Origin of the sequence: Jeotgalibacillus sp. JSM ZJ347 (assembly GCF_044383825.1) — a bacterium.
Taxonomy (GTDB): Bacteria; Bacillota; Bacilli; order Bacillales; family Jeotgalibacillaceae; genus Jeotgalibacillus.
Window position 1 is genome coordinate 209,340 of the sequence record NZ_JBISEN010000002.1, and the last position, 16,898, is coordinate 226,237.

Annotated in this window: 22 protein-coding genes and 1 riboswitch; of the genes, 9 read left to right on the forward strand and 13 right to left on the reverse strand. The window is 44.4% G+C overall.

Annotated features, from left to right (window positions below; genetic code table 11):
• Positions 1–8: 8 nt before the first annotated feature.
• Positions 9–569: a DUF2179 domain-containing protein gene (locus tag ACH6CZ_RS06930; RefSeq protein WP_374096700.1), complete on the reverse strand. Its 561-nt coding sequence runs from the start codon at positions 567–569 to the stop codon at positions 9–11.
• Positions 570–735: 166 nt separating this feature from the next.
• Between ACH6CZ_RS06930 and ACH6CZ_RS06935 the strand changes: the two genes are divergently transcribed.
• The 3 genes from ACH6CZ_RS06935 to ACH6CZ_RS06945 all read left to right on the forward strand — a co-directional run bounded on the left by ACH6CZ_RS06935 (position 736) and on the right by ACH6CZ_RS06945 (position 2,356).
• Positions 736–1,188, forward strand: a complete 453-nt coding sequence (locus ACH6CZ_RS06935) for a nucleoside deaminase (RefSeq protein ID WP_374096701.1) — start codon at positions 736–738, stop codon at positions 1,186–1,188.
• Positions 1,189–1,253: 65 nt separating this feature from the next.
• Positions 1,254–1,643 (forward strand): hypothetical protein, encoded by a 390-nt coding sequence (locus ACH6CZ_RS06940; protein ID WP_374096702.1) that lies wholly within the window; start codon positions 1,254–1,256, stop codon positions 1,641–1,643.
• Positions 1,644–1,852: 209 nt separating this feature from the next.
• Positions 1,853–2,356 (forward strand): LURP-one-related/scramblase family protein, encoded by a 504-nt coding sequence (locus ACH6CZ_RS06945; RefSeq protein WP_374096703.1) that lies wholly within the window; start codon positions 1,853–1,855, stop codon positions 2,354–2,356.
• Between the two features lie 42 nt (positions 2,357–2,398).
• Here the strand turns inward: ACH6CZ_RS06945 and ACH6CZ_RS06950 are convergent, their stop codons facing one another.
• Positions 2,399–3,265 carry a pirin family protein gene (locus tag ACH6CZ_RS06950; RefSeq protein ID WP_374096704.1) on the reverse strand — a complete coding sequence of 289 codons (867 nt, stop codon included), beginning with the start codon at positions 3,263–3,265 and terminating at the stop codon, positions 2,399–2,401.
• Between the two features lie 156 nt (positions 3,266–3,421).
• Here ACH6CZ_RS06950 and ACH6CZ_RS06955 point away from each other — a divergent pair, with 156 nt between their 5' ends.
• Together ACH6CZ_RS06955 and ACH6CZ_RS06960 are read left to right on the forward strand one after the other, a co-directional pair.
• Entirely contained in the window at positions 3,422–3,862 is a 441-nt protein-coding gene (locus ACH6CZ_RS06955; RefSeq protein ID WP_374096705.1) for a DUF2243 domain-containing protein, read from the forward strand.
• Entirely contained in the window at positions 3,863–4,654 is a 792-nt protein-coding gene (locus tag ACH6CZ_RS06960) for a cytochrome c oxidase assembly protein (protein ID WP_374096706.1), read from the forward strand.
• 187 nt (positions 4,655–4,841) lie between these two features.
• On the opposite strand, the gene phnC is transcribed toward ACH6CZ_RS06960, so the two are convergent.
• The 9 genes from phnC to ACH6CZ_RS07005 form a co-directional block, all read right to left on the reverse strand.
• Positions 4,842–5,582, reverse strand: coding sequence for a phosphonate ABC transporter ATP-binding protein (phnC, locus tag ACH6CZ_RS06965; RefSeq protein ID WP_374096707.1), 741 nt, complete (start codon positions 5,580–5,582; stop codon positions 4,842–4,844).
• 12 nt (positions 5,583–5,594) lie between these two features.
• Positions 5,595–6,347 (reverse strand): phosphonate ABC transporter, permease protein PhnE, encoded by a 753-nt coding sequence (gene phnE, locus ACH6CZ_RS06970; protein WP_374096708.1) that lies wholly within the window; start codon positions 6,345–6,347, stop codon positions 5,595–5,597.
• A gap of 11 nt (positions 6,348–6,358) precedes the next feature.
• Positions 6,359–7,261, reverse strand: a complete 903-nt coding sequence (phnD, locus tag ACH6CZ_RS06975) for a phosphate/phosphite/phosphonate ABC transporter substrate-binding protein (protein WP_374096709.1) — start codon at positions 7,259–7,261, stop codon at positions 6,359–6,361.
• Positions 7,262–7,526: 265 nt separating this feature from the next.
• Positions 7,527–8,222: an energy-coupling factor transporter transmembrane component T family protein gene (locus tag ACH6CZ_RS06980; protein WP_374096710.1), complete on the reverse strand. Its 696-nt coding sequence runs from the start codon at positions 8,220–8,222 to the stop codon at positions 7,527–7,529.
• The gene (locus ACH6CZ_RS06985; protein WP_374096711.1) at positions 8,194–9,546 is read right to left on the reverse strand and encodes an ABC transporter ATP-binding protein; all 1,353 of its coding nucleotides are present in this window, start codon (positions 9,544–9,546) and stop codon (positions 8,194–8,196) included. The genes ACH6CZ_RS06980 and ACH6CZ_RS06985 overlap by 29 nt, the downstream gene beginning before the upstream one ends.
• Positions 9,547–9,565: 19 nt before the next feature.
• A complete protein-coding gene (locus ACH6CZ_RS06990; RefSeq protein ID WP_374096712.1) occupies positions 9,566–10,138 on the reverse strand; it encodes an ECF transporter S component in 573 nt (190 codons plus the stop codon).
• A complete protein-coding gene (locus ACH6CZ_RS06995) occupies positions 10,131–10,721 on the reverse strand; it encodes a YkoF family thiamine/hydroxymethylpyrimidine-binding protein (protein ID WP_374096713.1) in 591 nt (196 codons plus the stop codon). Before ACH6CZ_RS06995 ends, ACH6CZ_RS06990 begins: the two co-directional genes overlap by 8 nt.
• A gap of 81 nt (positions 10,722–10,802) precedes the next feature.
• A riboswitch (TPP riboswitch) is annotated at positions 10,803–10,906 on the reverse strand.
• A 287-nt stretch (positions 10,907–11,193) separates the two neighbouring features.
• Positions 11,194–11,376 carry a helix-hairpin-helix domain-containing protein gene (locus tag ACH6CZ_RS07000; RefSeq protein ID WP_374096714.1) on the reverse strand — a complete coding sequence of 61 codons (183 nt, stop codon included), beginning with the start codon at positions 11,374–11,376 and terminating at the stop codon, positions 11,194–11,196.
• 17 nt (positions 11,377–11,393) lie between these two features.
• Positions 11,394–11,894: a hypothetical protein gene (locus tag ACH6CZ_RS07005; RefSeq protein ID WP_374096715.1), complete on the reverse strand. Its 501-nt coding sequence runs from the start codon at positions 11,892–11,894 to the stop codon at positions 11,394–11,396.
• Between the two features lie 161 nt (positions 11,895–12,055).
• Here ACH6CZ_RS07005 and ACH6CZ_RS07010 point away from each other — a divergent pair, with 161 nt between their 5' ends.
• Positions 12,056–13,033 carry a ring-cleaving dioxygenase gene (locus ACH6CZ_RS07010; RefSeq protein WP_374097442.1) on the forward strand — a complete coding sequence of 326 codons (978 nt, stop codon included), beginning with the start codon at positions 12,056–12,058 and terminating at the stop codon, positions 13,031–13,033.
• 336 nt (positions 13,034–13,369) lie between these two features.
• On the forward strand, positions 13,370–14,911 hold the full coding sequence (locus ACH6CZ_RS07015) for an esterase/lipase family protein (RefSeq protein ID WP_374096716.1): 1,542 nt from the start codon (positions 13,370–13,372) through the stop codon (positions 14,909–14,911).
• Between the two features lie 4 nt (positions 14,912–14,915).
• On the opposite strand, the gene ACH6CZ_RS07020 is transcribed toward ACH6CZ_RS07015, so the two are convergent.
• Together ACH6CZ_RS07020 and ACH6CZ_RS07025 are read right to left on the reverse strand one after the other, a co-directional pair.
• A complete protein-coding gene (locus tag ACH6CZ_RS07020) occupies positions 14,916–15,344 on the reverse strand; it encodes a hypothetical protein (protein ID WP_374096717.1) in 429 nt (142 codons plus the stop codon).
• Positions 15,345–15,358: 14 nt separating this feature from the next.
• Complete coding sequence (locus tag ACH6CZ_RS07025) at positions 15,359–15,703, reverse strand: hypothetical protein (protein WP_374096718.1); 345 nt, start codon at positions 15,701–15,703, stop codon at positions 15,359–15,361.
• A gap of 186 nt (positions 15,704–15,889) precedes the next feature.
• On the opposite strand from ACH6CZ_RS07025, the gene ACH6CZ_RS07030 reads away from it, so the two are divergent.
• Positions 15,890–16,555 (forward strand): LSm family protein, encoded by a 666-nt coding sequence (locus tag ACH6CZ_RS07030; protein WP_374096719.1) that lies wholly within the window; start codon positions 15,890–15,892, stop codon positions 16,553–16,555.
• Positions 16,556–16,595: 40 nt separating this feature from the next.
• Positions 16,596–16,886: a hypothetical protein gene (locus ACH6CZ_RS07035; protein WP_374096720.1), complete on the forward strand. Its 291-nt coding sequence runs from the start codon at positions 16,596–16,598 to the stop codon at positions 16,884–16,886.
• Positions 16,887–16,898: the final 12 nt, after the last annotated feature.

Consider the following 16,898-nt stretch of genomic DNA (forward strand, 5'->3'; position numbering starts at 1 on the left):
GCCGGTTTTTAGGAATCTTTTAAAGCTTCTTTTTTCTGAAGACCGCGTTTTCTATTGCGTTTCATGGCTTTCGTAATATAACCGCCTTTAAAGTTCCGAGGTTCATAAGAGACAATAAATGCGTTCGGTTCGTGATGACTGACAATACTAATAAATTCACGCTCACGATCGCGGCGTGCTGTACAGTCCAGTCTGTAACGGCGTGCTTCATTCATACCTTCTACTTCAGAAGTAGATACGCTGAAGCCTTCGTTTCTCAGACTCTGAATTAATTCCTCATTCTTATTCATAATATTCACTTCTATAGAGACAAATCCGATTGCAAGACGCTGTTCAAGTATTTGGCCGAGATACACACCAATACCAAAGCCAAGTGCGTATGCTACCATATTCAGATAATTTGATAGATCACTAAACACAATGCCAAGGGCAATCACATAAATAAAACCTTCCAGAATACCAAGAGCAGAGGCTTTTCCTTTCATTCCTTTTACCATCATAATCGTACGAAGGGTCAGTACGGGAACAAAAATCAGCTGGGCAACAAAAATAATCAAGGCTTGTAGCAAGTGTGACACCTTCTTTCTAAAAACGTTCTGTTAAGTGTACCAAGCGTTGCTTCTTAAGAGCAAGTGACACAATTATGACAGTGCACATTTTTGGAAGCGTTTTATTCTGAAAATGGGTTGCCTTCCTCTATACTTAATTTGAAATGGAAAAGAGGAGGCAGAGATGATGAATACATTTATGAAACGGGCAGTTGAGTTAGCAACTGATAACGTAAGGGAAGGCGGACACCCTTTTGGTGCGGTCATTGTAAAGGATGGTGAAATTGTTGCTGAAGGTGTGAATGAGCTGCATCTTCACTATGATGTGAGCGGTCATGCGGAAATGCTTGCGATCAGGCGGCTTCAGGAACAAATTCAGTCACACGATCTGTCGGACTATACGATGTATGCAAGCGGTGAGCCGTGTCCAATGTGCTTTACAACAATGGCTTTTGCCGGGATGACGGATATTTATTACTGTGCTTCAGTAGAGGAAGCGGCTGACGCCGGTCTGGGTAAATCAGGAGAAATCTATGCAGATCTGCGAAACCCGCGTGAAGAGCGCTCGCTTCAAATGAAGAAGGTTGAGCTTGAAGCAGGTTTTGAAAATCCGATGAAATTGTACAAAGAATCACAGTGAGGGTGGCTTTCTTTTTAAAAAAGGGTATAGATAAGTAGAACCTTTTTTGAAAGGAGAGGCTGGCGATGAAAGCCCTGATAAAAGACATTCTATTCGGTTTCGTGATCTTTATTGTGGTGATGATCATGGAGTTTCTGATGACGCAGCCGTTTGGAACACAGGATATCCGGGCGCTTCCACAGGATGAGTATCGTCAGTATGTAAACCTTGCATTTCTTTTAACAGCGATACCTGCCGGATTGGTGACTTATCTATTCGCCAGATGGCAAAAGCCTGATCAAAAAGCTGGCTGGAGAAAAGCATGGACCTGGATGCTCGTGACGTTTGTGATATATGTTGCGATCGGCATTGGGAATGGAAATCTGGAAGATATTTTGAGCGTGCTTGGAATATACGTGCTGCTGGCGTTTATGTTTGCAGGGCCGCTCGTTTATGTGCTTTTTAAGAGTGATTGAGCCTTCGGTTGATGCTGGAGGCTTTTTTCGTGTGTGGGAGGGAGCGTGCGCTGCGATGGGAGGCGGATTTATTTATTATCTTTTGATTTTTTCAATCAGCAATCAGATTTATTCTTTCACCTATACATTTAATCCAACCCCATCTCCATCTCTTCTAAATGAAACATTTTCTATTTTCCATCGTATTACATATAAAGGGAGTGAAGGAAATGGAAGACAGAGTTTATTTTTCAGATCAATTCTTTTCATCAGGAAAAACAGATATTTACAATGGGGAGAAAGAAAAAATCGGCACACTGGATCATAAGAGTGCGTTTTCGTCGGGTATCAATATTGAAGATATTCTGGGTGAAACAGTAATTGAAGCCGGATTTGGTTTCTTTTCAAATAAATGGACAATTAAAAGAGGGGAAGTTGAGCTTGGATTTGTTAAAAATGCACTTTCCTTTTTTACGAAAAAGTATCGCTATTTTAAAGACGGACAGGAATATGAAATTGAGTCTCCGGTGATGTCTAAAGAATATACGATCTTTAACAGCGCGAGGGAAGAAGTGGCAGCGTTCCGCAAAGTCAGCGGCTTTTTTCAGACGGCAGCCTTTGAGCTGACGAATCACACAGATTTGTTTGAAGCGGATGAACTGATTGCAGTAATTATGGGTGTGAATGCGATTGAGAAACGGAATAATAGTGCAAGCGGAGCGGGGACACCGTGAGAAATAGGCTGCCTGTGAGATACAGGCAGCCTTAAAAGTTGTCTATTTCACAGCAGGTTTCCCAAACTTGCCTGACTGGAAATCGCGCATGGCATCACGGATTTCCTCCATGTTGCTCATCACAAATGGACCGTGTGCGACGTAGTCTTCTTTGATCGGAACACCTGAATACAGCAGCAGACGTGCGCGTGTTTTTGCGCGGATGGTCAGCTCGCTATCTGCATCTGTTCCGTCTTCTTTATAAGTCAATAAGCCGACATCAGTTTTCGCAAGTGGAACAGAGGATTCTCCTGCCTCAATCTCACCGGCAGTTACATAAAAGAACCCGTTATGATTTTCAGGAATCACATGCTTATATTCAGCGCCTTCTTGCAGACGGATTTCAGTCATGGTGATTGGCACAAGGCTCTCCATTGGTCCTTTCACACCTGCAACTCCTCCTGAATATACGCGTACACTGCCACCCTCAACCTCAGCGACCGGCGCATCTTCAAGGTAGACGTTCTGATAAGAAGTAGTGGTTGTCCGAAGCTCGTGCGGCAGGTTCAGCCAGAGCTGGAACGTATGAATCAGATCATCGTCCACCGCTTCCTCACCGTGGCGTGCAGCCCAGCCGGCATTCATATATTGAACATCTCCTGCATCAAGTACAGAATGTCCTCCGTGATTATCAATATGCTCAAGGCGCCCATCCACTACATAGGTGATTGTCTGAAATCCTCTGTGTGGATGATCTGAAAATGTCCCGCGCTTAAACCAGTCATCTGCCATTAAAATAAATGGATCAAATTCCTTCATACGCTCAGGCGGCAAAATCCATCCCTGCTGTACATGGGGATATCCATTCTGATTATAAGAAACTCTCCAATGATCTTTTATATCTCTTTTAAAGCGATTTTCTTCAGTCATTTGAATCACTCCTTCACCTACTACTGAACCATATTTACCTTGTAAAAACCAATCATTCAATAGGCTGAAGTTTTTGCTGGTAAACCATGAGAATTCCTGTTTCAGGGGAATCTGACAGGGTACGTGAAAAGCAATGATGTAAAAGGGGTGAGGAAAATGGAGAGAAAGCAGCACTTTTGGTCAGGTATCTTATTTGGTATCGGGCTTATGGTGATCGTTGATGAAGTTATATTTCATCAGCTTCTTCAATGGCATCATTTTTACGACCGTGCTACTAGTGGATTTGGTATTCTGACAGATGGACTCCTGACGTCCTTTGGATTTTTTGCAGCGGTGTTTGGCTTATTTTTGTTTGCAGACCTCAGGAAAAAGATGTCTATATATTGGATGAGTTGGATTGGGAGTGTTTGTCTTGGTGCGGGCGGTTTCCAGTTGTTTGATGGTCTGGTGAGCCACAAGCTGTTGCAAATCCACCAGATTCGCTACGGGGTTGATATTTTGCCGTATGACCTTGCATGGAACCTTTTTGCAGCTTTGCTCTTGATCATAGGAGCAGTCATGGTGAAGAAAACGACATTTGACAGGGAGGACAGCTAAGTGGAGCACATACATGAAGCTTCATTCCCGGGCCCTGAATTTGAAATCGCGGTTGTGATCACCGGAATTATTGCAATAACGTTATACTACCTGGCATTTGCGAAGCTATCAAGCTGGCCTGTCTATCGTTTCCTTTTATTCGTTGCAGGTATATTAGCAACTGTAACCAGTCTTGCAGGTCCGCTTGCAGGCGGGGCACATGAAAGCTTCACGTTACATATGGTTGTTCACTTGTTGCTTGGTATGCTGTCGCCACTTCTGATGGTGTTATCAAGACCGCTTAAGCTCATGATGAAATCACTTCCGGTACTAAAAGCGAGGCGCCTGTCAGCATTTATGAGAGAAAGCAGCTATATCCGCTTTCTCCATCTGCCAGTGACAGGGGCAGTTTTAAATATCGGTGGTCTGTACCTACTTTATATGACCGGTCTCTTTCACCAGATGCATTCTTCGCTGATACTTTTTATTCTTGTTCATCTCCATGTGTTTTTTGCAGGGTATTTGTTTACCCATGTAATATTGGAAATGGACTTCATTCTGCACCGTTATTCATTTTATCATCGTGCAGCAGTGCTAATTCTTACGCTTGCAGGTCATAAAATACTCTCTAAAATAATTTATGCCAATCCACCTGAAGGGATCAGCCGGACCGCGGGGGAAAGTGGTGCCATGCTGATGTATTATGGTGGCGATGTGATCGATCTATTGTTAATCATCTTCCTCTGCTATCAGTGGTATCTTGACCGTCAAAGATTATATGCGATTTCGACCAGGCCCTCACATTCTTTGTGAGGGTGTTCGGTGGTCATACTGGTATGTTCGGCGTAAAAGGTTCGATGTTCGAGGGAAAACCTGTGAACTTCGCCGCTTATGATCCTGACTTCGACGTATCTCAGCATAACTTCGCCACTTCGGGACTTTCGTATCGGCAATCGAATACAAAAAAACTGCCGGACACCACAATTGCGTCCGGCAGTTTTCATTTATCACCATAAGTCAGATCATATTCTCTGTCACCAAACATCTCGGGCAACCCATTAAAAATTACCTGACCGTCCTTCAACGCAATCACCCGATCAGCATACTTCTTCGCCAGCTGAAGGTCATGGACATTAATGATTGTCAGCAGTCCAAGGTCATCATGCATATTACGCAACAGTGTGAAAATCTGATTGGCCGTTCCCGGATCAAGAGAAGCAACCGGTTCATCGCCGAGCAGCACAGTTGGCTGCTGAACGAGCGCTCTAGCGATACCAACACGCTGCTTCTGTCCGCCTGACAGCTGTTCCACGCGGCGATTTTCAAATCCGCTAAGACCAACACTTTTAATTGCAGCATCTGCAGCTGCTTTTTCTTCTTTTGTAAAAAGACCGGCCAGATTTTTAAATGAAGAGCGGCTGCCAAACAGCCCGGTCAGCACATTGTGCATCACAGACAAGCGGGGGATCAGATTAAACTGCTGAAAGATCATGCCAGTATGCTGGCGGATCTTCCTAAGTTCAGCTTCACTCAGTTTTTTCAGAGACTGCTCATGATAGATCACGTCACCTTCAGTTGGTGACTGCAGGCCATTCAGGCAGCGGATAAACGTGGATTTACCGGCTCCGCTTTTACCAAGAACGCACACAAATTCCCCTTTTTGAAATGTCAGATTAACCGTCTGAAGTGCTTTCGTATGAGAACCCGGATAAGTGACTGACACATCTTTACATTGAATCATCCTGTTCCCTCCTTAAATCACACGGTTTCTGATATAGCTGGTGAGAAAATCAATCAGAATGACCATGATCATAATGATCAGGACATCAAGTGCAACTGCGCTATATTGAAACGTTTTAAAATCATTGAATAGACGCTGACCGATCCCGCCGCCGCCGATGAATCCAAGTACAAGGGATGTCCGGATCGCCACTTCAAAACGATAGAAGAAATGAGATAACACGTTTGGCCAGATCTGAGGCAGAATACTGAATAAGTGTGCGGTCCAGCGCTTCGCACCCACTGCACGCATGGCTTCCTGAGGTCCTGGATCAGCCGCTTCAATCAGCTCTGAAATCAGTTTGCCGAGTACGCCGACGTTATGAATCATGATGGCGATCACTGCCGGGAATGGACCAAGTCCAAGCATTGTCAGCAAAATCAATCCGATGACGATCTCAGGCACGGAGCGGATAAAGCTCAGGCTCGTTCTTAAAAAGTAAAAGAATCCTTTTGGCGCAGTGTTTTTAGCTGCGAGAAAACTGATTGGCAGAGCAATCAAAAGCGCCAGAAAGCTGCCGAGAAATGCCATCGCAAGCGTTTCTCCTGCATCTTCAAGCATCAGCGGCAGCTTTGACGTGTCCATTGGAAACCATTGACCAAGAAATTCAATCATATTTCCAAAGTCTCGGAATTTTGCAAGGTCAAACTCAGTCACGCGCATACTGAGCAACACAAAAGCAGTTAAAACAGGGGCAAGAGCAATGTGCTTTTTCTTAAACCACACAGCAAACAGCCTTACTCAGCATCTAAAATGCCTTGTTTTTCTGCTGCATCTAAAATACTGTCATAATCTTCAGGTGTAGCTTCTGTAAATCCTGATGCACCGAACGCATCTAAAATCTCAGGGTCTTCGATGGCTAGAAATGCTTCCTGTAGTGCAGTGATCGTTTCTTCATCCGTGCCTGCAGTGACAGCCCATGGATATTGGAAGAGCGGTTCTGACGTCCAGATCACTTTCAGCTGGCTATCATCAATTTTTCCAGATTCAATTAGCTGATTATAAATCGCGCTATCAATTGCACCTGCATCCACCTGTTCATTTTGCACAGCAAGCGCTGTTGCGTCATGGGAGCCTGTAAATCTTACCGTGCTGAATTCATAGCTGTCTTCAGATTCATACACACCGCGGTCCTGCAGTTCAATGGAAGGGATCAGTGAGCCTGATGTTGAGTTCGGGTCACCAAAAGCAAAGTCAATTGCTGAAGGGTCACTTAGCAGATCTTCAATCGATTCAAACGGCTGGTCCTGATGTGTGATGATATATGAATTGTAGAATGGTTCACCATTTATAAGCTGCGTAATAATTGCTTTTGCATCGCTTTTTTCCTGCGCAATGACATAAGTCAGCGGTCCAAGGTAAGCCATATCGATCTGATCAAAATTCATTGCTTCAACAACACCGTTATAATCAGGGTAAACGTCAATTTCCGTTTCCCTGCCGAGTGCGTCAGTCAGCACTCCCTGGAGCTTGTTCATCGCGCCTTCCATTTCCCCTTCAGTCTGGGCAGGGATGACGCCGATTGTAAATGCTTCATCGGAGCTTCGTTGGTCTGTGTCCCCGTTTTCTTCATCATTGCTGCATGCGGCAAGCATGAATACAGCAGAGATTGCTGCAGCTGATAACATCATTTTTTTCATTTCTTGATTCCTCTTTTCGATCTGATTTTGAACAATAGTTAAATTCTATGCTTATTTTGGTGAGGTGTAAAGATTTTGTGAAGCGGCTGGTTCGTAGAAAATGATGAGATGTTCACAGAATAGAGGATCATGTTCTTAGAAAAATAGATTATGTTCTCAGAAAAACAAGGATTGTCCATAGAAAAACAGCTAATGTTCTTAGAAAAGTGTAAATAGACCCGGGCGAGCTTCATCCAAAAAACAGCCGGCCCGCGCCAGCTGTTTTTCAGAAAAGCCCTGCTGCCATACTCCCGCACAGCAGGACTAAAAATAATCCTATCCCAGCCACGTCAGCACGGCCGACAGAAATCTTCCGGTAAAAGTCGCGATTGCCTTCGCCGGTAAAACCGCGTGCTTCCATTGCAAATGCCGTCCGTTCCGCTTTTCGCACAGCACCAGCGAGCATTGGGATCAGCACATGACGCATCGCGATCACTCTTTTAACAGGAGACTTAGGTACTTCAAGACCCCGCAGCTGCTGCGCCTGACGGATCTGGAAGAATTCATCTTTTAGTACAGGCAGGAACTGATAACCAACGAGTATGCTGTAGGCAATCTTTGGTGACAGCTTCAGCTGCTGCATGAGACTCAAAATGAAATCAACCGGTTTTGTTGTAAAGACAAATAGCAGAGACAAACTTGAAAACGCCAGCACCCGGAAGCTGAGTGATAATGCTGTACCAAGCGTGCTGTCTTCATTTCCAAAAACGAGTGTTGTCCAGAAGTAGCCGACTGCGCCAAGCAGGAAGGGTATCATCATCAGACTCCATGCTTTCCATGAAACGTTTGCGAAAAGCAGTTGAATCAGCACCACCCCAGTGAAAAATACAAGCGGTGTCCACGGATTAAAAAAGAAAGCCATCACAACCATTGAAACAGTGATTGCAACAAATTTAACCGAAGGATTCATATGGTTGATCATGAACTTCACCTCCGGACGGCGGGCATAAGCGGTGTTTCTCAAGCAGTTGCTGATCCTGCCAGGCTTTATGAGGAGTAAATGGACCACTTAGGCTTCCTGCGTGCAGTAACAGCAGTGAATCTGCCACGCGTTCTGCAAAATTCATATCATGCGTCACAATTAAGAATGTCATTCCTTCATTTGCCCGTGCCGTAATCAGGTTTTCAAGCTCCCGCAAAGCTGCTTGATCCTGGCCGGCAGTCGGCTCATCCATCACGATCACAGGCCGTCCGTCACAAAGCATGGCACCGATTGCAGTTCGTCTTTTTTGTCCATGACTGACTGCAAAAGGGTTAGCGTCCCTTACTTCATTAAGGTACAATCGCTCAAGAATATCTTCTGCATGTTGACCGCCACCAAATAAAAGCTCTTCACGAACTGATTTTGTCAAAAATAAAAATTCAGGCGACTGGGGCACGTAACCGATTCTTTTCGGATCGACAGTTCCTCCGGTGGATTTTAATCCGCATAAAGCCTTTAGCAGCGTTGATTTACCGCTGCCGTTTGGACCTGCTAGTACAGCAATTTCACCTTTTTTCAAATTGAGAGTAGCCGGCGAGACGATTGGCTCTACAGCCAGTTCTTTAGCAGAGAGCACAACTTCATCAGATTGTAGGGGCACTCTGGCGATTGAAGGTTCCACCGGTTTTGCTTCGACCATCTGCCATTCCCGGTCAAAGAAGTCATCCCACAAAGCAGCCTGATGATCAATCGCAATCACTGTCAGGTTTCTGGATTCATGAAGTCCGCGTAGCCAGGCGACAAACTCCTGAGCGGTCACCGGATCTAAATGTGTGAGTGGTTCATCAAGCAGTAGAATCTCAGGTTCCAGTACCCATGCACAGGCAGTTGCAACGCGCTGCTTCTGTCCGCCTGAAAGTGTCTGGATCACGGAATCCCTGAAGGCTTCAAGGCCTGTTTCTTTTAACACCTTTTGAATGCGGTGATTGATCTGAGCTGCTGGCACTTTCACATTTTCAAGTGTAAAAGCAAGCTCCTCTTCAACGGTCTGCATGCAAAACTGGCTGTCAGGATCCTGAAAAACAGTCGCAATCCGCTGATTAATTTCACCCGGCTCATAGTCAGCAGCCGCTTTACCAAACAGCTTGATCTGTCCGGAGACAATACCGTCACAGTTTTCAGGATAAAGCCGGTTGAGCAGGTATAAAAGAGAAGACTTTCCGCACCCGCTCGGACCTGTGATCACCACACGTTCACCCGCCTGAACATTGAAATGTACCTCTTTAAAAACAGTCCGTTCATCATCAGGAAATCGAAATGACACATCCTCCAAAGAGATGACATTATGCATGTACATCACGCTTAGTAATGGCATAGCCTCTCAGTGAGCCTGTTGCAAGCAGTGCGTCAACCAGATATTTACCGCCTACTCCTGCAATAATCGCGCCACTCATTACACGAATCACAAACATCAGTAATACATATTCAGTGCTGAGTGCTGCAAATCCACCCAGTAAGTAACCATACACAAAGCTGAATACTGCAGCCCCTGCTCCGGCCATCATATAAATGCCGAGGTTGAAATGACGATATCTTGTGGCTGCGAAAACTGCTTCTGCTCCCAGCCCCTGTATGACACCTGCTAAAATCAGACGGGGGCCGACTGCATTCCCAAGCATCACTTCAATCGCAGCAGCCATCGTCTCAGGAATGACTGCAGCGCCAGGCTTTCGGATGATCGCCATCACGATAATAGACACAATAAACCAGATCCCAAAGATCCACTCATAAGCAATCGGACCAATGAGTGAAGCCCAGATGTTTCCGACATGTAAGAACAATAGGTAAATAATGCCGAACACAACCGCAAACAGCGACATCATGACAACTTCTTTCAGTTTCCAGTTCTTAAGCATGATGATTCCCCTTATGAGACGGACTGTTGATACTCATTGAAACAGTCATCACTAAATGACGGTGTTCGTCAGACCTTGCTTTGCCAAACGTCTCCTCGTAAAAATCAAATACGTCATGAATATCTCCATGAATGCCGCTTGCATAATGCATGGAGTCATTGAAAACACCACGCTCCTTTGCGCGATCCACTTCCCGGTAAATGACACTCATGTAATCAGGGTTATTCATCGGATACAGCGCAAATTGTGAAGAAACGTACTGTCTTGTTTCATCCTGGTTATGCACGTTCGGATCAACGTCCATATAAGAATCACCTGCAGTATCACCAGGACAGCCGGCTGAAAAAGTTGCATTGATCGCAACATGTTCACCCGTTTTTGCAGCATGCAGCGTAATCGCTTTGATCACATTAAATACATGCTGTTCCTGTCCACGGATCACAGTTGAGACGTCATCTGTATGCTTCCAGACGCCCGTCAGATCTGTTGCCTCCAGCGCGCCTTTTATGACAGGGATAAAATCTCCGGTCATTGGGTGCAGCGAAAAGCGGCACCCCACAATGTTGCTAGTTCCACATTCCATTTTGTATTCCTCCCAAGAGCAGTTTTTGCACAAAAAAAGACCACATCTGCGAAAGATGTAGCCACTGCTCCTGATATAAAAAGAGAAGTCACTACACTTCCTCACGCAGGTATTATCCTGATCGAGTCATAAGGGATCGGAGCTATTGCTCACATCTCAGCTAATTCGCACCCCTAGTGCAGATAACGGTATTTAATTTTCTATGCACGACCACTATATCACCAGAGAATGGAATGTGCAACACCTCTAAAAACTAATTATAACCATATTATACCTTTTTATTAAAAAATCATTCCCTTGGTTCAAAAATGAGAACGCCAATAATTGCAATCACGAGGCTAAATAATACGGAGTAAAACCAGTGCCTGCCCTGCATCGTGTTATTGAGGATATTCATCAGGGCGCTGATACAAAAAGTAATAAAAAACACAAAAAGGATTAGTATGATGGTCATCATATGAATCGTCACCTCTTACGTATTTTTAAAAGAACCACCGGCTTCTTTCAACTGTCTGATTGTTTTTGGTCCAACGCCGTGAAGGGTAACCAGCTCGTTTTCAGTGTACTTGCTAATATCATCCATCGTTTTAATACCTGCCTGAGCGAATGCGCGCTGAGAGGGTTTGCTTAAGTTAGACGGTAATTCGGTCGTCATAGATGCATGTCTCCTTTTTAAAAAAGCATGGTTGGCAGTTCTTCAAGACGCTGGTCAGTGCTGCGTGTGATCTTAAGTGAATACCCGGGCTTCGAATGTGCACTTCCTCGAACAGTAAGTGTTCTTTTGCGGTCCGCCATTTCGATCGTCAGCCACTTCCGGCCGGATTCTGAGGTTTTAATACACTCTGAAACTTCGCTTGCTGTCAGTAAGATGATTTCAGTGTTCTGAAGGTCTTCTTCACCACAGATAAACGCAAACAGGTATTGGTTGTCATGCTGGCTGCGAAGTGTTTTTTCCATTTCTGTATCGTAAAAGGAGAAGGTCCAGATACGCGATTCTTTTTTAAAACGGGGGGTAAACGAGTATTTTGCATAGATGAAATAGCTGTCTATCTCATTTTCAAGCGCATAGATTCTGCGATCCTGCCCGCCTTCTTTCATGACAGGTGAGAATCCGCGGTTAACGAGATGTGAAAGCAGCGCGCCAAAGTAAAAATCCACTTTCGGAATACTCATATCATTGCTCCTCCTTTCATGCTGTTACTCCTTATTATGAAGCACTTTCAGGTGGATTTACATTTTAAACACTTGAGCAGTCATAATTCTTGCATTCAATATGAAATCATTAGATGCTATGGGTATGAACATTGCACTGGAGGAGGCTCATGAATATGTCGATTAAAGCATTAAAAGGCATTCACCACGTTACTGCGATCACAAGCAGTGCTGAAAAAAATTACGAGTTTTTCACTTATGTACTTGGTATGAGGCTGGTTAAAAAAACAGTGAATCAGGATGATATCCAGACGTATCATTTGTTCTTTGCTGATGATACTGGAAATCCCGGTACAGATATGACGTTCTTTGATTTTCCTGGTATCCCAAAAGGAAATCACGGAACGAATGAAATTTCAAAAACATCTTTCCGCGTGCCGAGTGATGCTGCAATTGATTACTGGGAGAAGCGGTTTGACCGTTTGAATGTGAAGCATAAGGGTGTGCAGGAGCAGTTTGGTAAAAAGACGATTTCATTCGTTGACTTTGATGATCAGCAGTATCAGTTGATATCAGATGAAAACGATCAGGGTGTGGAAGCAGGGACCCCGTGGCAGAACGGACCTGTACCGCTTGAATATGCGATTGCAGGGCTTGGACCGTTATTTGTCCGCGTTGACCGCTTTGATTATTTTAAAGAAATGCTTGAAAAGGTATTGTTATTTAAAGAAACGGCCGCTGAACAGTCATTTCATTTATTTGAAGTAGGAGAAGGCGGAAATGGTGCCAGTGTGATTGTTGAGCACAACACCTTTTTACCGCAGGCGCAACAGGGCTTCGGCACGGTGCACCATGCAGCTTTCAGGCTTGAAGACAGAGAGATGCTCGATGAGTGGGACGAGCGTATGAAGAGCTTTGGCTTCCCGACATCGGGATTTGTCGATCGTTTCTTCTTTAAGTCACTTTATTCAAGAGTGGCGCCGCAGATTCTGTTTGAGTTTGCAACGGACGGTCCAGGGTTCATGGGTGATGAGCCATATGAGACGCTTGGAGAAAAGCTGTCGCTGCCACCGTTTTTCGAGCCAAAACGTGAAGAGATCGAAAGTAAGGTGCGGCCAATTGATACGGTGAGAAGCACGAAGACGTTTGAAAAAGAATAGTGATGCTGAGCCGGATATCTGATGGGGTATCCGGCTTTTTTGGTTTGGAGCTGATGGATACGGCATTATAAACTTGGAATTGCTGCCGTAAGCAGGCTTGATTGCTACAAGTTGTCGTGGGATTACTACAAGTTCCCGGGTGTATCGCTACAACCTTAGAGGGGAATGCTACAACTTAAGAGAAAACAGCGACAACTACGCCTGCCTGCATTCAACCTTCACTCACATATAAATAAATAATAATTTAATTATAAAACATACAGGATTTACCTTCCGGGTGTCGAAATACATACATGGTCGGGGTTTCCCGATACAGTCTATAAAGGAGAGGATTGGATGAGAAAAACGCTATCCCTGTTTATTGCTGTGTTCCTGTTTTTGTCACTGCCGTCTGCCGCTTTTGCCGGAGGATTTAAGACACCGGGTAATTCACTTGTACCCGGTACGATCAGTATTGGTGAAGCCCCTGCCTACATAGACTCTGCAAAGCCTGCGATTGTATTTGTTCAGGGTCTGACAAATGATTCAACTGTCTGGTACAACGAAAATGATATGTACAGCCGTGCTGTTACAGCAGGCTATGAGACCGCTTTTGTCGAGTTGAATGACTCAGGTGGTACACCAAAAAGTTATTGGGATAATGGCGCCATGCTTGCAGGTCAGCTTGAAGAGATTTCTGCCCATTTTGGCGGGAAAAAGCTTGTCATTGTGGCATTCAGTAAAGGCGGCGTTGATACGCAGGTTGCCCTGATTTATGAGGGGAAATACCCGCTTGTATCGAATGTCATTACACTCAGCTCGCCTCACTATGGAAGTGAACTTGCAGATCTCGCAAATAGCACGTCACTCGGCTGGCTTGCCAGTCTGATTGGACAAAACAGTGAAGGGACGCAAAGTCTTCAGACGGGAACGATGAATTACTTCCGTTCCATTACGGATAGTCGATGGGAAGTCGCTCAGAACAGCTATTTTTCACTTGCTGGTACACGTACCGGACCATGGTTCAGTGCGTATTGGTTTGGAAGCGGTTTCATTTCAGGGCCAAATGATGGTGTTGTGTCTGTTGCGAGTGCTCAGCTGCCTTACAGCAGAAGCCTGGCTGTTGGGAACTGGAATCACGGAGAAATCAATAAAGGCTATAATACACTCTCGATCTTCCAGCCTTATTTAACAACACAGCGTGCAGCTGCTTTTTCAGCTTTTAGTATGATGGAAGAAAAGGAAGAAAAAATCAAGCCTCTTGATACGCTATTAAGAGGAGGAGAACAAAATGGTAAAGCATCTGAAAGTTTTTTCGTTGAAGACGGGGCAGAAAGTCTTGTGATTAACTGGATGAGTGCGACACCGCATGAGACTGTGACGTTAAAAGCACCACGCGGTCCTGCAAAAGACTATGAAGTGACTGCTGCTGAGGATGATACAATGTTTTTTAACGGTGCTTATCATCATACGATTGAAATAACTGATCCTGCAGCAGGAAAATGGATTGCAGAGACGGTAACGGATCAGAAATCTGCTTATGCACTTATGATAACGTTCGATTCTGATTTAAATGATCAGCTTGCGCTCGAGCCTTCTGATAGTAAGCGGAACTGGACGCTAAAGGAAAACATTGGGCTAAAAAACAAAGCACAGCGTCATGCAGATATTAAGATGTTCAGTGAAATTGGGTTTACGCCTGGTAAGGGCAAAAAAAACCGTGGAATTGGTCAGAAGATCCGCACTTTTAAACAAAGCGGAAAGGCTGTCACGCTTCCTTCTGAAAAGGGAACCTACAATATGACTGTTGAAGTCGAAGGCACGACACCGGACGGACAGAAATTTCAGCGTACGGTTATTGATTCTGTCTTTGTAGATGAAGAAGGTGTCGCCTACTAGAAGTTTAGTATCTGAATGAGAGGACGACAAGCACGCTCACCAGCATGAAATACATCATTGAAAAAATCGGCAGCATCATTTGCCATTCCTGTATAGGGAGACCGCACAGTGCCGGGCTTTGCATCACCTCGCCAAGCATTAGGCCCATTGCACTCCCTATACTGATGTGCAACGCCCCTGCAACCGCCGCTGACGCATAGCCTGTTTGAAACCCATACGTATAGCCTGCTGGAATAAGTAGCGCCAGAATCCATAAATATTCCCCGTTAAAAGTCATAAAAAATGGCAGTGCAGCGGTTAACCCTGCTCCTCCCGCGATTATACCAACCACTGTATTTGAAAATCGTTCCGCTACAATAACTTTCCTTTTTAACATGAAAACCATATGAAAGATAAAGAGTGCAACGGCTGATAGAAGAATGATCTCAGGCACATCATTCACGTCCTTTATAGTTTACCTGCAGCTATTAAAGCTGTTGCTGATAAAAAGATATATGCCATTTCAAGCATAATCGGCAGCATAACAGTACCTCCTGCAGCAGCTCCAATCATTGGACCCATTAACCCCATCATCCATCCATTTGCAAGCCCCGTCAGCGCTGTCTGCCCGTCATAAAAAAGACCGTTAACCCCTCCAGTCAGCGCTCCCGCAACAGCAGCAATGATCGTCACCCACACAAAATAAAACGGTAAGTAATCGATCAGCACAATCCCAATCATGAAGCCTGAAAATCCTCCGGAGATCATCGCGATATTCATACCCAGATGAAACCCTGTCTGGTCACGCAACATGAAAAATCGCTTTAAGCAGTAAGTAGTGACCATGAAATGCATGAAAAGTAAGATTGCTATAAGTATTCACTCCCTTTCATATCACCTTTTAGTGTATGACAGGTTTTATTTGTGCGTGCAAAACCCAAGCCAACAGGCGGCTCGTTGCATAAAATGATCATAAATTATATAGAAAGGAGGGGCCTCGTGTATTCAGATTTTGATGTTGAAAACTGGCTTGCATCTACTCCCAAGGCGGATACCTATCCATCTCCAGCCGGAAGAGGGACGTCAGAAGAGATCTTACTCAGAAAACGCTACATTGAGCTGGCTAATATCTTTCTGCAATTAAAATACAACCCTGATAAAGGAAAGATCTTATTGCTTCAGTCTTTTTTAGTTGAAAAAAGAAACCAGACGGTAGAAGTGATTCATCACAATCACTCAATGACAAAAGGCAGAGTGCAGGATATCGGCAGAGACCACTTGGTTCTGACAAGCTATTTCACAAAGTGCTGGATTCCTTTTGACAGCATTTCGGAGGCAAAGGTTCCTTATGGTGCACCTGAATTTGCAAATACGCACCAATACGTCTTTTTTGATAATCACCTTAGAAAAAAGCTGCTGAGAAACTTTGGTGCAACTGTATCAAAACGTTCAAAGTTAAAAGAGATGTTTTACCGTGAAACGTTAAAAACCAGTCTTTCCAGATGGAAAAATAGCAGCTTGAAATTGGAATTGTCAGATGGACAGAGCTATTACGGTAAACTGACCGGAGTAGAAGAAAAAAAGTTAACATTACGAGTCAAAGACGATGAGCAGAACATTGCTTATAAAGATATTAAAAGCATTAAAAAATCCCGTTTCTGGTAGCTGGTCTAAAAAGCAGAATTCAAAAGAAAGGATAGAGCATATGGCACAAACAAATGAACAGCGGGCAGAAGAGCTCGGGATGCTGATAGGAGAATCCATTTTCGTTGTGACCAGGTCAGATCAGCTTAATTTATTCGGTCAGACATTCAGACCGATCTTTGTAGGTACGCTGCACGAGGTAGGGGAAGGGCATCTGACACTTGATCCTGTCACGGTCAAGATGGTCACTGCACCTTTTTTTCAATTCCCGGTACCAATCAGTATTCCACTTGAAAATATTGCGCATTTTACGCGCAATTTTGCTGCGGATAAAGTGTTTCCACTAACGTAAAAAGGGAGGGAG

Coding starts and splice junctions, on each gene's coding strand:
- phnD (WP_374096709.1), bottom strand. CDS start 7,261: ATGAAAAAAATGATGTTATCAGCTGCAGCAATCTCTGCTGTATTCATG.
- ACH6CZ_RS07000 (WP_374096714.1), bottom strand. CDS start 11,376: ATGACGACCGAATTACCGTCTAACTTAAGCAAACCCTCTCAGCGCGCA.
- phnC (WP_374096707.1), bottom strand. CDS start 5,582: ATGATTCAATGTAAAGATGTGTCAGTCACTTATCCGGGTTCTCATACG.
- ACH6CZ_RS06955 (WP_374096705.1), top strand. CDS start 3,422: ATGGAGAGAAAGCAGCACTTTTGGTCAGGTATCTTATTTGGTATCGGG.
- ACH6CZ_RS07015 (WP_374096716.1), top strand. CDS start 13,370: ATGAGAAAAACGCTATCCCTGTTTATTGCTGTGTTCCTGTTTTTGTCA.
- ACH6CZ_RS06940 (WP_374096702.1), top strand. CDS start 1,254: ATGAAAGCCCTGATAAAAGACATTCTATTCGGTTTCGTGATCTTTATT.
- ACH6CZ_RS06980 (WP_374096710.1), bottom strand. CDS start 8,222: ATGATCAACCATATGAATCCTTCGGTTAAATTTGTTGCAATCACTGTT.
- ACH6CZ_RS06950 (WP_374096704.1), bottom strand. CDS start 3,265: ATGACTGAAGAAAATCGCTTTAAAAGAGATATAAAAGATCATTGGAGA.
- ACH6CZ_RS06935 (WP_374096701.1), top strand. CDS start 736: ATGAATACATTTATGAAACGGGCAGTTGAGTTAGCAACTGATAACGTA.
- ACH6CZ_RS06995 (WP_374096713.1), bottom strand. CDS start 10,721: ATGGAATGTGGAACTAGCAACATTGTGGGGTGCCGCTTTTCGCTGCAC.
- ACH6CZ_RS07035 (WP_374096720.1), top strand. CDS start 16,596: ATGGCACAAACAAATGAACAGCGGGCAGAAGAGCTCGGGATGCTGATA.
- ACH6CZ_RS06990 (WP_374096712.1), bottom strand. CDS start 10,138: ATGCTTAAGAACTGGAAACTGAAAGAAGTTGTCATGATGTCGCTGTTT.
- ACH6CZ_RS07025 (WP_374096718.1), bottom strand. CDS start 15,703: ATGTTGCGTGACCAGACAGGGTTTCATCTGGGTATGAATATCGCGATG.
- ACH6CZ_RS06945 (WP_374096703.1), top strand. CDS start 1,853: ATGGAAGACAGAGTTTATTTTTCAGATCAATTCTTTTCATCAGGAAAA.
- ACH6CZ_RS07005 (WP_374096715.1), bottom strand. CDS start 11,894: ATGAGTATTCCGAAAGTGGATTTTTACTTTGGCGCGCTGCTTTCACAT.